10 protein-coding genes are annotated in these 14,690 nt (G+C 41.1%); 1 reads left to right on the top strand and 9 read right to left on the bottom strand.

Annotated elements, in window-relative coordinates:
• Positions 1-28: 28 nt before the first annotated feature.
• The 9 genes from C900_RS16245 to cdd all read right to left on the bottom strand — a co-directional run bounded on the left by C900_RS16245 (position 29) and on the right by cdd (position 13,127).
• A complete protein-coding gene (locus C900_RS16245) occupies positions 29-3,133 on the bottom strand; it encodes an ATP-binding cassette domain-containing protein (protein WP_009581158.1) in 3,105 nt (1,034 codons plus the stop codon).
• 52 nt (positions 3,134-3,185) lie between these two features.
• Positions 3,186-3,548, bottom strand: a complete 363-nt coding sequence (locus tag C900_RS16250; RefSeq protein ID WP_009581160.1) for a DUF1987 domain-containing protein — start codon at positions 3,546-3,548, stop codon at positions 3,186-3,188.
• Between the two features lie 36 nt (positions 3,549-3,584).
• Complete coding sequence (locus C900_RS16255; RefSeq protein ID WP_009581162.1) at positions 3,585-4,115, bottom strand: SiaB family protein kinase; 531 nt, start codon at positions 4,113-4,115, stop codon at positions 3,585-3,587.
• 105 nt (positions 4,116-4,220) lie between these two features.
• Positions 4,221-7,748 (bottom strand): PAS domain S-box protein, encoded by a 3,528-nt coding sequence (locus C900_RS16260; protein ID WP_009581165.1) that lies wholly within the window; start codon positions 7,746-7,748, stop codon positions 4,221-4,223.
• Positions 7,749-7,763: 15 nt separating this feature from the next.
• A complete protein-coding gene (locus C900_RS16265; RefSeq protein WP_040496942.1) occupies positions 7,764-8,660 on the bottom strand; it encodes a GAF domain-containing protein in 897 nt (298 codons plus the stop codon).
• Positions 8,661-8,666: 6 nt separating this feature from the next.
• On the bottom strand, positions 8,667-9,260 hold the full coding sequence (locus C900_RS16270; protein ID WP_040496943.1) for a chemotaxis protein CheB: 594 nt from the start codon (positions 9,258-9,260) through the stop codon (positions 8,667-8,669).
• A gap of 20 nt (positions 9,261-9,280) precedes the next feature.
• Positions 9,281-10,099 carry a CheR family methyltransferase gene (locus C900_RS16275; protein WP_009581168.1) on the bottom strand — a complete coding sequence of 273 codons (819 nt, stop codon included), beginning with the start codon at positions 10,097-10,099 and terminating at the stop codon, positions 9,281-9,283.
• A gap of 105 nt (positions 10,100-10,204) precedes the next feature.
• Entirely contained in the window at positions 10,205-12,574 is a 2,370-nt protein-coding gene (locus C900_RS28550) for a PAS domain-containing protein (protein WP_009581169.1), read from the bottom strand.
• 70 nt (positions 12,575-12,644) lie between these two features.
• Complete coding sequence (gene cdd, locus C900_RS16285) at positions 12,645-13,127, bottom strand: cytidine deaminase (protein ID WP_009581170.1); 483 nt, start codon at positions 13,125-13,127, stop codon at positions 12,645-12,647.
• Between the two features lie 128 nt (positions 13,128-13,255).
• Between cdd and C900_RS16290 the strand changes: the two genes are divergently transcribed.
• Complete coding sequence (locus C900_RS16290) at positions 13,256-14,590, top strand: saccharopine dehydrogenase family protein (protein ID WP_009581171.1); 1,335 nt, start codon at positions 13,256-13,258, stop codon at positions 14,588-14,590.
• Positions 14,591-14,690: the final 100 nt, after the last annotated feature.

Genomic DNA, 14,690 nt, shown 5'->3' on the forward strand with positions numbered 1-14,690 from the left:
TACTTTTCAGACATGCACAGGAAGGCTTTTAGGCCTTCTCTTTATGGCCCCATTTTATTTTTCCAAAGCCTTCCAGAGCCTTTTTAAGTAATAAAAAATAAAGTGTAAAATAAAGAATTAACGTCATTATCCAAATAACTATTACGTTAAAATAATACGTATCTATGTAAGTTCCTAAAAAGTACTTCTTTGGAGCAAAAAAATGAGTCCTGTAGTCAAACAGATGACCCGGTGACGTGGGGTCATTGAATACAGGGTTGATCTGTTGGATGAGTTCTCCATTATATTCTATGATCCTGTCTTTTTCACTGATATTCGTAACCAGATCTGCCAGACTTTCATTAAAATACCTGTTTTTATAGTCATTGAGATCATAGTCATAATCTTTATTATTTTCAAACCAGATAACCATCTTGTTAAGCTTAGCATCGGTCTCGTTGTAAACATCCTGGTAATGTGTTTTAAAAGCTTGTAGATAGTTAGCTAGTTGTTGGTCCAATTCCGGATTATAGTTTTCCAGGGTCAAATGTTTTTCTACATCCAGCTTTTCAATGCCGTTACGGAAGGGCTCCTCTTTTAATCTTCCTTTTATTATCGCCAGATCCTTTTCTACAAGTGCTCTTACAGAATCATTCTTGTCCTGATAGTGATCTGATATATAAGATCTTCTGCTTTTTAGCTCCTCTACCAAATATGAAGACTTAAAATCTGCCTGGAATTTAATTTTTTCCAATTGATAGTATGGAGTTTGGTAAGGATTATTCTTAAACTGATCTACTGCCATCGCTTCATATGCCCAACGCGAAGCCATCAGGTCTGCCACAACGGGCACTTTTCCTTTTGTACTTATCAGGTTATTCAGCTTATCAAAGCTAAACAAAAGTCCACTCAGGATCATCTGAGGGATCAGCAAAAGTGGAATAAGTACATATACGGTTACTGCCGAATTAAATGCACTCGATATGTTTAAGCCCAGTACATTGGCCATACATGAGGTACTGAAGAGGACAAACCAAAACGAGAAGGTCATATCCTTGATTTCTAATATGAGGTTGCCTACCAGTACAAAAGAAAAGGTTTGTATTGCTGAAAGCAGGAACAGTATGAATAATTTGGACATAAGATAGCTATTCCAACTCAGGTTAAGGAATGATTCCCTCTTGAGTATTTTTCTGTCGCGTATAATTTCTTCGGCACTTACGGTAAGTCCCATGAATAGGGCTACGATAATGCTCATAAGCATAAAAGCTGGTATATTTTCATTAAACCTGAAAATGTACTCATCCCCAAAGGGTGAGCTTTTATAGCGTATAATAAATGCCAGGATCAGCGCTAATAATGGAGCCTCCAGCAGGTTAATGAGGAGATATTGTTTATTGCTCAGTTTGCTGAGCATATCTCTGGTAGTGAAAATTATGGTCTGTCTGAGCTTATTGGGTATATCAAGTGAGTGAGGAGGCTCCTCATTGATATCCTCTACCTTGTCAATGCTGAAGTTAGTTTTAAAGCTCTCATGCCACTGCTGAGGATTGACTTTCCTTTTGTTTGTCAACTGGCCATACTCATCAACTACTTTAGCCTCTATGATGTTAAATATTTGCTCAGGATTTACATTGCCGCAGGTTTCACACTGCCCTCTCTGGCTGTCTACCTGGTTGGTAGCTCTTTTAAAGTAAGTTACGGCTTCCACGGGGTTGCCGTAGAATACCGGATAGCCGCCCGTATCCATGATATACATCTTATCAAACATTTTATAGATGTCTGACGAAGGCTGGTGGATAACCACGAAAATCAGCTTTCCTTTTAGTGATAGCTCTTTGAGCAGGTCTATTACATTTTCAGAATCACGTGAAGACAACCCGGAAGTAGGCTCATCAACAAAAAGTATTGCAGGCTCACGAATGAGTTCCAAAGCTATATTGAGTCTTTTTCTTTGCCCGCCACTGATGGTCTTGTCGAGCACACTACCTACTTTCAGGTTTTTTCTTTGATCAAGTCCAAGACTTTCCAAGACCTCAAGTACTCTGTTGCTAAGTTCCTCTTCTGTATATGTAGCAAAGCAGAGTTTTGCATTGTAGTAAAGGTTTTCATATACTGTGAGCTCTTCTATCAGGAGGTCATCCTGCGAAACATAGCCAATAACGCCATGGATGTTGTCGGCATCTTCATGGATATCGAAGCCGTTGATCTTGATACTGCCCTTTGAAGGTCGTTCTATGCCTGCCAGTACGTTTAGCAAAGTTGTTTTTCCGGCCCCGCTGGCTCCCATGATACCGATAAGCTTTCCTGGCCCCTCCGTTATTTTCACATCCCTTAAACCCAGAGCTCCATTCGGAAACCGGAATTCCTCAATGTCAGCGTTAAACGATAGCTTGGTAGTGTTAAATTCTTCATTGAACAACGCTATAAGATCGCTGTAATAAAGAGCTGAGCCTAAAGGGGTTTTGATTGTACTGCCATGCGAGAACAAGTACACCCTGTTTTTTAACATGATGAAACCGTTCAGTACAATTTCATCTTTTCCTATGTATTTTGTGAAATACATGTCAACACTCCTTACCCTCAGGAATATGATGCTGCCATGAATATCAGATTGAAGGTGCTTAGCGTTTCTTTCTGTTTCTGCAGTGTTTACCTCTTTGTCGACCAGCAGAATATCATTGTAATCGAGTTCTTCGACACTTTGCTGGATTACAAAGCTTTCGATAAGCTTGTATTCATCTTTTACTATGTTAAATACGGTGCTGATCGTATCAATAATCTCCATTCTTTGAGGGGTGAAGTTCTTGTCAGAACCTACCAGTTCAAGAATTTTGATCAATACAACTACTTTTTGTTTTTGAGTTAGGGTTTTGTTGATCTTTTTGCAAAGACCTAATGTTTTTACTGAGTCGCGTACGGAGGTGAGTTTTCTCTTTTTATTACCTTCTTCCTCCTCTTCATCATCATTTTTTTCTTTACTATAGCCGGAGAATTTGTCATAAAGCTCCAGGTATTCCTTTACGGAATCCTGATCAAGTTCTTGTTTAAAGAAGCTGATTACAAACTGCCGTTCCTTTTCCGTGACACCGCCATCCTGCTTGGTAATGATGGCAAACAATTGGGTCAATGCTTTAAGTATTTCCTCACTCATTGGCTAATTCCGATACTTACAGATTAAAAGTTTAAAAAATTAAGAACGGAAATTAATATGTTTTGAACTCGAACGGAATCTCAACCAACTCCGAAAATTCTTCTCCTGCCTCTTCCATGTCTTCATCATCTTCATGGAAGTACCATAAGATGTTTACTCCATCAATATCTTCCAGTGCTGATAATACATCGAGGATCAACTTTGAAGATGCAGTGTTGAAATATTCTAACTTGAACATGAAATCGGTACTCGGATTTGGACTCTCTGCATATTCATTAATCCAATCCAGGACTGGCTGATAGAATTCAGCAGAATCTTCAGGAAGTGATCTTCCGGAGATTTCAAAGATGCCGTTTCCTTTATCTAATATGATTTTTGGGGTATCTTCAGTTCCTTCTAAATTAAGTATTTCCATTTTTATATGATATTTAAAAAATAGTTGATTCTATGATTAAACTCTTGCAATTGAACACTTTAAGCAGAAAAACGAATCTCCGTTTTCCATATCGAGGAAGTCGTATTCAAGTTTTCTGCCCGATTTTCTGGCCATATCAACAAAACCCAGACCAGCGCCTCCTTTATCGGATATTTCCGTGTTTTTTATGATATCCTTGTACAGATTTTTCAAACCGTCTTTATCAAGGCTGTTGATCTGGTCCAACTTCTCTTTAAGGCTTGCGACATGATTTCTTCTGATAGGATTGCCGGAAACAATAATATATTCATTGTCCTGTTTGCCGATCATGAATATTGCCGAGTGGTTATGTTCTACGTCATCAGCATGCTTGACAATGTTTTGAAGACATTCAACCATGACATTGAAGACCTTGCGTTTGATAGTGGATTCTTCACCTGAAGAGTCCATGTTTCTCTCCGCCATGGCCAGTACTGACTTGGTTATCTCCTGGGTAAATTCACCTTCGTAAACCAATATCAGGTTTTGTTCCAGCATGGTTTGGTGTAAATCGAAAATATACTTCATAAGTCGTTATATTGTTTATTCTAATTGTCGATCAATACTTTGATTCATTTTGTGTCAAGCCTATGGCCAATTGCTCACCAAAATAGTACTTTTAATCTATAAGTTCTAAAATTTTATACCGATTAATAGTACATCATCTGTTTGTTTTTCATCAGCTTTCCAACTTTCCCATTCGTGATCAAACGCCTTAAAGGCTTCTTTCATAGGTTTGGTATGTACTTGCTGTATTAGCTCTCTCAGGCGCTTGGGGCCAAATTTTCTATTTTGAGGGCCTCCAAACTGATCAGGGAAACCATCCGAACAGAAATAAATGGAATCTCCTTTTGATAAATTTACTTTGTAGTTGGTGAAATTCGTCTGGTTTTTATATATCCCGCCTCCTATGGCAAATTTGTTGCCTTTGAGCTCTTCCATCTCACCATCTTTCATGATATATAATGGACGATGAGCGCCCGCATACTCTACTGTTTTATTAGCTACACTGATCTTACAGAGCGCAATGTCCATCCCATCTTTTGTTTTCGAATCGTCCTGATCTTGCCGAAGGGTAGAGGTTACACCTTCATCCAACTGGTCAAGGATCAGTCCGGGATCGGAGATCTTTCTACTTCTGACAATATCATTTAACAGGAAGTAACCTATCAATGACAGCAATGCGCCCGGCACCCCATGCCCTGTACAGTCCACTGCAGCCATGTATATATCTTCGCCTACCTGCACATACCAGGGAAAGTCTCCGCTAACCACATCTTTTGGTTTATACAGGATAAACGAATCAGGCAGTACCCGGTTAATAACGGCTGTGTTAGGTAAAATAGCATTTTGGATACGCTTGGCGTAATTAATGCTATCTGCGATCTTCTTGTTCTTGTTCTGTATCTCCAGCTCGATCATCTTCCTCTCAGTGATATCGTGAGATACCACCAGCACAGACTCCAGGTGATCGGTTTCATCATATTCAGGTATGGCATTCACCTGCATCACCCTATCCCCCATTTCGGAAGGAAAGTCCATTTCTGTGGCTACCTTTTCGTTGGAAGCATTCACCTGCTCCACTATTTTCAGCCACTGCTCAAGCACCAGCTCGTTCAGATCAGTTTCCCGGACCTTGTGATTCAGGTAGTCGGCGGGTCGCTTTCCTGTATATTCTTCAATTACCGGGTTGATATACGAAATGGTCTCATTTTCAAGTCTGGTGATAAGATCAGGTGAATTTTCAGAAAGCGCCTGCATTTTACTTCTCATCCTTTGCTCCTGCTCAGCCCTTCTGCGCTCCGTAATGTCGGTGGAGTTTACGATCAAGCCATGGATAGCTGGGTTCGACATGAAGTTTGTTCCTGTTGATTCCAGCCAGATATAGTTGCCTTCTTTTGTCTGGTACTCATACTGGATGGTCACCTGCTCATCAGGGTTGGCTTTTAGCTGACCGAACATTTCCCTGAAGGCTTCAACGGCATCAGGATGTACCTTGTCAACATCTGATTTGCCCATCATTTCCTTCTGGCTGTAACCCAGGATAGGTTCTACAGAAGGGCTTATGTACCTTATGGTCTCGTCTTCTTCATAGATGGTGATCACCTCAGAGGCATTTTCAAGTAGCAACTGCATACGTTTCTGCGTTCTGTTCACCTCTTCTATTTGTTCTTCCAGTTTGGTGTTCGATTTCTTTAGCTCCTCTTGTGTTGCCTGCATTTCTTCGGCATTTTGCCGGAGTATCTCCTGCTTTTCCTGGAGCTCGGAGCTCATTGCCTGCGATTCTTCAAGCAGCCTTCTGGTACGCTCGTTGACCTTGATGTTGAAAACTGTTCTGGCCAGGATCAGGCTCAGCTCTTCTACAAACTTTACTTTCCCTTCATCAAATTTCTCAAAACCGGCAAATTCTAATACACCATATACTTTTTCATCGGTGATCAATGGCACGATAAGTATGCAGGTAGGCCTTTGGTCGCCTAATATACCGGAGGTGATGGTCACATAGTCGTCAGGGATCTCTGTGCGGAGTACGGTATCCATTTCTGCGGCAGCCTGTCCTACCAGACCTTCCGCAAATTTAAAGCTTACCTGTAGATGTTTTTTGCGGTTGTAGGCATAGCTTGATTTCATTTCAAGCACCATTTCTCTGCTATCATCTTCATCATTAATAACATAAAATGCACCCTGAACCGCTCCGATCTTCTCAATAATATACTTGATGGTCTCATCACCCAGTTGTTCCAGATTGTCGTGCGCCCTTAAGATCTCACCGATCTCAGCGACACCCGTAACGATCCAGTTGCGCTCTTTGTCTCTTTTTTCAGCCTGGATCAGGTTATCGCGCATGTTTACCAGTGATATTCCCAGATCATCTTCCTCACTTATGGGCCTGAAATCCGCAGTGAAGTTGCCTTCCCCGATCTGTTGAGCAAATTGAGCCGTATTTTTTAATGTCTGTACCAGGTGGTCGAGGCTCACGGCCATCATCCCGATCTCATCATTGGTTTGTTTTTCTACTTTTTCGGGCAGTACTCCGTTGCCTACCAGTTCCAGGGTTTTCTTTAATGAAAGCAGTGGGTTAACCAGGTACTTTGAAAAAATTAGGGATATCAGCGTAGCCAGGATAACAATAACCAAACCGGATAACAGGAACCTGTTCCTTAGCGCCTTGGATTCAGACAAAATTTCATCGGTGTCAATTTTCGCCACCAAACCCCAGTCTACACTTGGCAGGTAGCGCCAAACAGCTACCGTTTCAACACCCTTGTGGTCTGTTCTTATTCCCGCTCCGGACTTACCGGAGACGGCATCCTGAACGGCTTTGGCCTTGGTGCTGCCATCCTTTAGAATTTTTACGTTACTATCCATGTCATTACGGACAGTATTAAGAAAATTAATCCGGTCAGATGTGGTATCTACCTTGGCCAGTATGATCTCACCAGTATTACCCAGGCCAGTATGATCATTTACAATGTCATGGATATCATCCATGGAGATCTCTATGAGTAGTAATGAATTGTCGCCTGATGGGTGCGAAATAGGGGCTCCGCCATAGATGTAATACTTGTTGTTATCTTTATTCTTGAAAATATTGCTGAAATAAATACCTTGTAAAGACTTGCTCAACGTGTTTCCATCACGATCCATGAAGTTGCTCCCGGCACTAAGAGAGGAGTTGGTGGAGTATTTTATGATACCATTGCTCTCGGTTATATAGATATTTTCATAGCCTTGCGCTGCTTTTACTTCGTTTAGAAAACCACTAACATCGTAGCTTACCTGTGGCTGAGGCTCAGGTGTGGATTCTTCTTCGAAACCGAAACCAAAGTCTTCTGCTTCATCCTCAGCGGGTGCATCAGCAGAGAAGTCCATGGAAAAGGTATCAAAGCCACCTGAACTGGCGCTGGCCGAAGCGGAGGCTCCTTCTTTAATGGTCTTTGTTTCCTGAAGTAGTTTTAAGTTGGATATAATATGACCAAAGTAGGCGTTTATTCTATCCGATTTACTGTCAGCAACTACTGTCAGGCTTGCCTCATACCGTTCAATGACGGAGTCTTTGGTCATCCTGTAGGATATAAAGCTGATAGCTGCAACAGCTAACATTACTACAACTATTACCAGCGCTGTTATTTTCGTACTTATTGTAAATTGTTTAAACATAAATGGATATATGTTTTATGCTTTGTTACTTCCTTTTTTGGTAGTTCTACTTTTCTTTTCCTTCTTTTCTTCTGCTTCCGGTTCTGTGGGTTTTTCTGTTGTGCCCTCCTCTGCTTTCGTGGCCTTAGTACCTCCGGCTGATTTCTGAGTCAATAATTTGAATGCTGCGCCTACCATTTCAGCTTCATTTTTCCCCAACTCGGTAAAAGATGCAATTTCCACTACTCCAAAAAGCTCATTGTCGCGCTTAACAGGCACGATCAATAGATGAGTAGGTGTGGCGCTTCCAAGTCCTGATACTATTTTAATATAACCCTCGGGAATATCGTCAATTATAAGTGTCTTTTGCTCCAGGGCAGCCTGCCCTACAAGGCCTTCGCCAAACTCGAATTTGATTGTCTGCGACTCACCAAGTGCCAGTGCGTAAGAGGCTTTCATTTCAAGCATTCTTTTTCCATCTTCTTTGGATGTTGTATAAAAAGCGCCAATGCCGGCATCGATGTGTTTGCAAAGGTGTGTTAAAATGTTTTTTGCCAGTATTAGCTGGTCAGCCTCTTTGGCTACCATATCCCTGATAATGTTCAGGTCCAATGTGTGGCTTTTTTGTTCTTCTTTTTCCTCTCCCTGGTCATCGATGTTGTCATTTCTTTTTTTCTCCACATATATCACCTCTACATTACTCTTGTTAAGCGAAAATACCAGCCCTCCTAACCCAATGAGCAAAGTAAGGCCGGTAATGAGGTAGAGCTTGGCAAATACTATACTGGCATCTGAAAGATCCGAAATGCTGAGTACCTGGCTTTCATAAACCAGATCACCCTGAAGCTTAAAGAGTGTATATGCCGTGAAAATCATGAATGCTACATATAACAGTATGAGAGCAATGCTTAATTTTCTAAATTGAAATTTCATTCTAATCTATTTATACTGTTTGTTTAACTCATTAAAAAATTCAACGATCTCATCTATTTTAAGCACATGGTCAATGGTAGTTGCGCTCAGGGCGGCATTTGGCATGGTGTCTATCATGCACTCCTGCGGGTCTTGTACGATAGTAAGGCCCCCTCGTTCCTTGATGTATTTCATCCCCAGGCCACCATCACGATTTGCCCCGGAGAGCAATATGCCAATGAGTTTATCACGATAAACATATGCCGCCGTGCCTAATGTGAGATCGATGGCTGGTCTCGAATTATTGATCATTTCTTCTGTTGACAGACTGAAATAGTTGCCTAATTCTATACATAAATGATAATTAGCCGGGGCAAGGTAAACCTTACCCTTCTTAATATTCTCTTTATCATATGGCTCGGTCACTTCCATAATACTTTTTATGGATAGCGCTTCTACGAAACCGTTTCTAACATGTTTCAGTCTGTGCAAGCACATAATTATTGGTAGCGGAAAGTCTTGAGGTAAGTTGGAAAGTATCTTTACAATTCCCTGAAAACTTCCTGCTGATCCACCAATCACTACGGCTTTATATCTATTATTTAGCTTAAATCGGCTCATCCCCTAATTTTCAGGTTACCTCAATCCTTTATTTTCTTATATACTTTTTCTTCGTTATTAACTACAATAAATTTGCTGGCTATATCGCACCAGATGAGAGATTCTTTTGAGCCTATTGCCAGGTAGCCATATTTAAACAGACTCTCATGAAACTTTCTCAACACATCATTTTGCAGCGTCTGATTAAAGTAGATCATAACATTTCTACACAATATGAGGTCGAACTTATTGAATACTTCTCCCTTTACCAGGTCGTGCTTTCTGAAAGATACATTTTCAATCAATGATTTATCAAGCACCGCCTTACCGTTAGCCTCTTTATAATACTTGCTTAAAGAAGAGGTGCCCTGATACCGGATATAGTTCTTTTCATTAAGTTCCATATTCTTGAGGTTATAGGCCCCTGATTTGGCTACCTCAAGAATATTGGTATCGAGGTCAGTTGCAATGACCGAAACATTTTCCAGAATGCCCATCTCCTTGAGCAAAATGGCCATAGAGAAAACCTCTTCTCCGGAAGAGCAGCCGGCATGCCATATCCTTATCTTTTGATGGTTGAGGAGTATAGCCGGAATAATATCATCGCGCAATACTCTCCAAAATGGAGGATCGCGAAACATTTCAGTAACGTTAACGGTGATCTCGTTTAAAAAATCGTCTAAAAAAGAGGATTCGTGTAGCCTCTTGATCAGTTCTTCAACAGTTAGATTATGGATCTCCAGTATTCTTAGGATCCGCCTCTTGAATGATGACATAGCATAATTAGTGAAATCATAATTATATTTTGTCTTCACTAATTCAGTTATGCGCTTTAAATCTGCAATGTCAATTTCCTTCATTATCTATATGCCAGCTATTCTGTGAGTGTGTAAATTATGTAATTTAATAATTTCTTTTAAAACTTAAAGTTAAGCTTCATCTAAATCAAGGGTATTCTTATCAATTTATATCCATATTAAATAAATGTGGCTTCCGGCAGCGTCTGCACTGATTTCTACCGCTGCCTTGAGCGGTTCCGGTTGGCTTTTTATATTTAACTCTCTTCGGGCAGTAGCGCCAGGTTCGATATCCTGTAAAAAATCCTCTTCTACCAATAGGTCGACAGGCTGGCCTGCAAGTTCGCTATTGCTGTAACCCGTAAGATTCTCAACGGCTTTATTAATATTGATAATCCTTCCGTCAGCTTGTAGGCTGATGATCTTAACTACCTGGTCAATGCTGTTGAGCGCGGCTTCTGACAACTTTAGTTTCTGATCCAACTGCTCCTGGGTGATCTCCAGCTCTTCCAGGTTCTGACGGAGCTCCTCTTCCACTTCCTTCATATTTTTTAGTTCCTCTTTGTCCACGACCGGTGAAGTTGAGGCTGTTTCCACGGAAAGGATTAGCTCAATGACCTTGTAAAGCTCCCCGTTTTTATTTTTTACCGGAGTAAAAGTAGCATTTACATTGATCTCCTCTCCGGACTTCTTTCTCTTCTTAAATTGGCCTGATTGGCTGGTTCCATCACGTAATGTGTTCCATAGGCCTGAGTTATCTTCATTACTTAAAGAAGCAAAAGGTAACTCACTTATTTCATCAATTTGCTGATAGCCTAATAATTTTATGTAGTTAAGGTTGGCATTCATGAGAGTGCCTTTCATATCAAACTCGGCAGTTGAAAGACTGTTATTAATAGCTGTAAGCTGTGCAGTCATTTCTACTTCTTTTCTTGACATCTCTTCCTGGGTGGCAGAAAGCTCCTCCATATTTTGTCGCATCTCTTCCTCTTGAGCCTGCATTTGTTCCGTAAGTGCCTGAGATTCTTCAAGAAGCTGCCTGGTACGCTGATTATTCTTTACTCCAGCAATGGTTGAAGCAATACTTTCCGCCAGCTTTTCGACAAATTCTATTTCGTATGTCTTATATTCTTCAAAGGACGCCAGTTCGATTACACCATATATATCTTCATTGACCTTCAATGGCACCAGCAGTATGGATTTGGGATTGGCGCCACCAAGTCCTGATGTAATGGTAATGTATTCATGAGGCACCTCAATAAGATAAATCGTCTCTCTTTCCTGAAAGGTTTGTCCTACCAGGCCTTCCCCGATACGATAGGAACTCTTGTCGTACTTTTTGGTGTCAAAGGCAAAGAGCGATATCAGCTCCAGGTACTTATTATCCTCATGCTCGTCATTAAGCACATATATACCCCCCTGGTTGGAATGGGTGTATTTCACAAGATTGGAGATAATAACGTCACCAAGTGTATATACATCGTCATTGGAAGATCTTAATATGTCAACAAATTTTGCTAATCCTTCAGTGGACCATTTTCTTTCTCTTTCCTCTTCTTCTACCCGCTTCATTTGATCGCGCATAGTCAATAATGCTCCTTCAAGCCCATGTTGGCTTACATCTTTTTCATTTACTCCTTTAAACTCCTCATCCAGCTTACCATTTTCTATATTGTTGATAAAGGCTGTGGCATTGCGAAGGTTATCGGTTATTTTATTGATTGACCGTGCGATCTTTCCGATCTCATTATTTGCCGTGTACTCTGATTTTTTTGACAGGTCGCCCTGACTTACGTGGTTGGCTACTTTGTCCAGCTCAAGTATGGGCCGGTATACTTTTTTATAAATAACAGTGAGCAGGAAAACAACCAGGGCGATGGAGATACACAGGAAAGCCAGAGGTATATAAGTGAGCACTGCACTTTTATCCTTAAACTGATTCTTTTGCCTCGCCACCAGCCTCTTTGCCAGATCAGAAAGTTCGGAGACGGAAGCCTGCAGGTAATTATTAGCGCGCTCCACGCGTGGGTTGGCGATGGTTAATATTTTTTGAGTAGTCTCCGTGGTGATGGTATTGAGTGAGTCGTAAAGGGGGATTTCTTTTACTTCCTGAACAATGGTGTCTATTTGAGCAGGTTCAAACAACAGGTCCTGGATGTTTTTGGAAACCTTATTCCACTGATTATGCATTCGTCCGAGCAAACTCACCCTGATAATCTCTATGGAGTCTGTAGTTTCAATTATTTCGGGCTCTTCTTTTTCCGTAAAAAGGTTGAGTTTCCTCTCATAGCTTTTGGCTAATTCCTGCACACGGGATTTGGCGGCCTGATCACCATTGATATAAAGGGTTGCAGCAGATGATATTTGCTCGGGGAGTAGTTGCAGCTCTCTGGCTGCTTCTATTTTCCTGGCATTTTCCCTCAGGTCACCCTTCGAAGATGACATCACAAAGAAGTTAATGGCAGCCAGAACAATAAAGCCAGCAAAAATGACAACTGCTTGTTTACCAAGAGATAGATCCTGAAAATCGAGTTTCATTAAAAAATCATGTTTTGAAGCCAACTAACTAATTTACAATTTCTGTCGTAAAATCAATAAAAAGGTGCAACTACAATGCATTTTTATTAAAGCAAAATGGAAGCAATACCTCCACCGAACTTACTTTAATCCATTTATTAGCAGATACTTGCATCAATATTTCTATTGGTAAATTTTGTTTGATCTGATATTCGAGCATTACCTGCCTGCAACTCCCGCATGGTGTAACGGGCAAAAATGCGCTGCCTCCTTTTTTCTTAGCGGTAACAGCAATTTTTTTTATTACCACATCCTTATGGTTTGCTCCTGAATGAAACAGGGCCACCTGTTCAGCACATGATCCGCAAGGATAAGAGGAGTTCTCCTGGTTAGAACCCCGCACCACTTCTCCTGTCTCCAAAAGTAAAGCAGCCCCTACCTCGAAGTTGGAATAAGGGGAATAGGAGCTTTCTGAGGCCTTTTTGGCGTCATCAATAAGAGCTCTGTCCTCAGGCTCCAACTCTGCTTCATCATTATATGCTATATACTTTAATTCTATATCTGAATTTATCATTATGAGATTTGTCGTCTATCTACGCAATATAATACGTCATATCTACTAGAAAAATTTTTACGCCTAAGAATTGATAATAACCTTGTGAATTCCCTTACTTTGGAGCCCTGAAAGTGAAACACAACAACATGAAGAATATTTTGGTACTTGGGGCTGGTAGGTCGGCTTCGTCATTAATAGATTATTTGCTAAGAGAAGCCAAAGATAGCAACTGGCACGTTAGAGTGGGGGATTATTCCCTGGAGCTTGCCTCTGAGAAGTGTCCTCAAAGCGAGTACAGCAGTGCATTTCAATTTGATATACTCAATGAGTCGCAGAGAGTTGAAGAGATCTGCAAGGCTGATATTGTTATTTCTATGCTGCCAGCCAAGTTCCACCCGGTAGTGGCTAAAATATGTGTTGATCAGGGTATTAATATGATCACTGCATCCTATGTTTCTGACGAAATGAAGGCCCTTGACCAGGCTGCCATTGACAAAAATACCATTATTTTAAATGAGTGCGGACTTGATCCTGGTATTGACCATATGTCGGCCATGAAAGTGATCGACCATATCCGAGATCAGGGGCACGAACTCACAGCTTTTGAATCGTTTACAGGAGGTTTGTTAGCGCCCGATACGGATGATGATAATCCATGGGAGTATAAGTTTACCTGGAATCCGAGAAATGTTGTGCTGGCTGGGCAAGGAATTGTGAAGTTTATTCAGGAGGGTACTTATAAATATATTCCTTACCATAAGCTTTTCAGAAGGACAGAGCAGGTGCATGTGCCCGGCTATGGCTATTTTGAAGGATATGCCAACCGTGATTCTCTGAAATACCTTGATGTATATGGATTACGTGGAATTCGCACTATTTACAGAGGAACGTTCAGAAGACCGGGCTTCTGCAGAACCTGGGATATCTTTGTGCAATTGGGGGCAACGGATGATACCTATAAAATGGAAGGTGTTAAGGAAATGACCCATCGGGACTTTATAAATTCTTTCTTATCATATAATCCTTATGACTCGGTGGAGCTGAAGCTGGCTCACTATATGAACCTGGAGTTGGACGGACCCGAAATGCATCGACTGAAGTGGATAGGCATTTTTGATAACACCCCGGTTGGACTGGATAACGGTACTCCGGCTCAGATACTTGAGCATATCCTGAAGAAAAAGTGGACACTAAAAAAGGAAGACAAGGATATGATCGTGATGTGGCACAAGTTTGAATATCTTGATAAAGGAGAGCCAAAGGAGATCCACAGCACTTTAGTAGCCATCGGTGACGATGATATAAACACTGCAATGTCTAAAACCGTCGGATTGCCTGTGGGAATAGCCGCTAAGATGATCCTGAATGGTAAGATCAAATCCAAGGGAGTGAAAATACCCATAGAAAGAGATGTGTACAACCCGATATTGGAAGAATTATCGCAGTTAGGGTTTGAGCTTTCAGAAAAGCAGGTGAAATAATAGTGATTGTAAGAAAACGTCCCCGCCAAAGGGCGGGACCAATGATCTTAAGTTAAGGGTATCACCCCGAGGCAACCAACAACTTTTCGTTGAGGAGTAA

Source organism: Fulvivirga imtechensis AK7 (assembly GCF_000331535.1).
GTDB classification, from domain to species: Bacteria; Bacteroidota; Bacteroidia; order Cytophagales; family Cyclobacteriaceae; genus Fulvivirga; species Fulvivirga imtechensis.

Excerpts from the sequence above, each read along its gene's own strand:
- C900_RS16245 (WP_009581158.1), bottom strand. The coding sequence starts at position 3,133 with ATGAGTGAGGAAATACTTAAAGCATTGACCCAATTGTTTGCCATCATT.
- C900_RS16250 (WP_009581160.1), bottom strand. The coding sequence starts at position 3,548 with ATGGAAATACTTAATTTAGAAGGAACTGAAGATACCCCAAAAATCATA.
- C900_RS16255 (WP_009581162.1), bottom strand. The coding sequence starts at position 4,115 with ATGAAGTATATTTTCGATTTACACCAAACCATGCTGGAACAAAACCTG.
- C900_RS16260 (WP_009581165.1), bottom strand. The coding sequence starts at position 7,748 with ATGTTTAAACAATTTACAATAAGTACGAAAATAACAGCGCTGGTAATA.
- C900_RS16265 (WP_040496942.1), bottom strand. The coding sequence starts at position 8,660 with ATGAAATTTCAATTTAGAAAATTAAGCATTGCTCTCATACTGTTATAT.
- C900_RS16270 (WP_040496943.1), bottom strand. The coding sequence starts at position 9,260 with ATGAGCCGATTTAAGCTAAATAATAGATATAAAGCCGTAGTGATTGGT.
- C900_RS16275 (WP_009581168.1), bottom strand. The coding sequence starts at position 10,099 with ATGAAGGAAATTGACATTGCAGATTTAAAGCGCATAACTGAATTAGTG.
- C900_RS28550 (WP_009581169.1), bottom strand. The coding sequence starts at position 12,574 with ATGAAACTCGATTTTCAGGATCTATCTCTTGGTAAACAAGCAGTTGTC.
- cdd (WP_009581170.1), bottom strand. The coding sequence starts at position 13,127 with ATGATAAATTCAGATATAGAATTAAAGTATATAGCATATAATGATGAA.
- C900_RS16290 (WP_009581171.1), top strand. The coding sequence starts at position 13,256 with ATGAAGAATATTTTGGTACTTGGGGCTGGTAGGTCGGCTTCGTCATTA.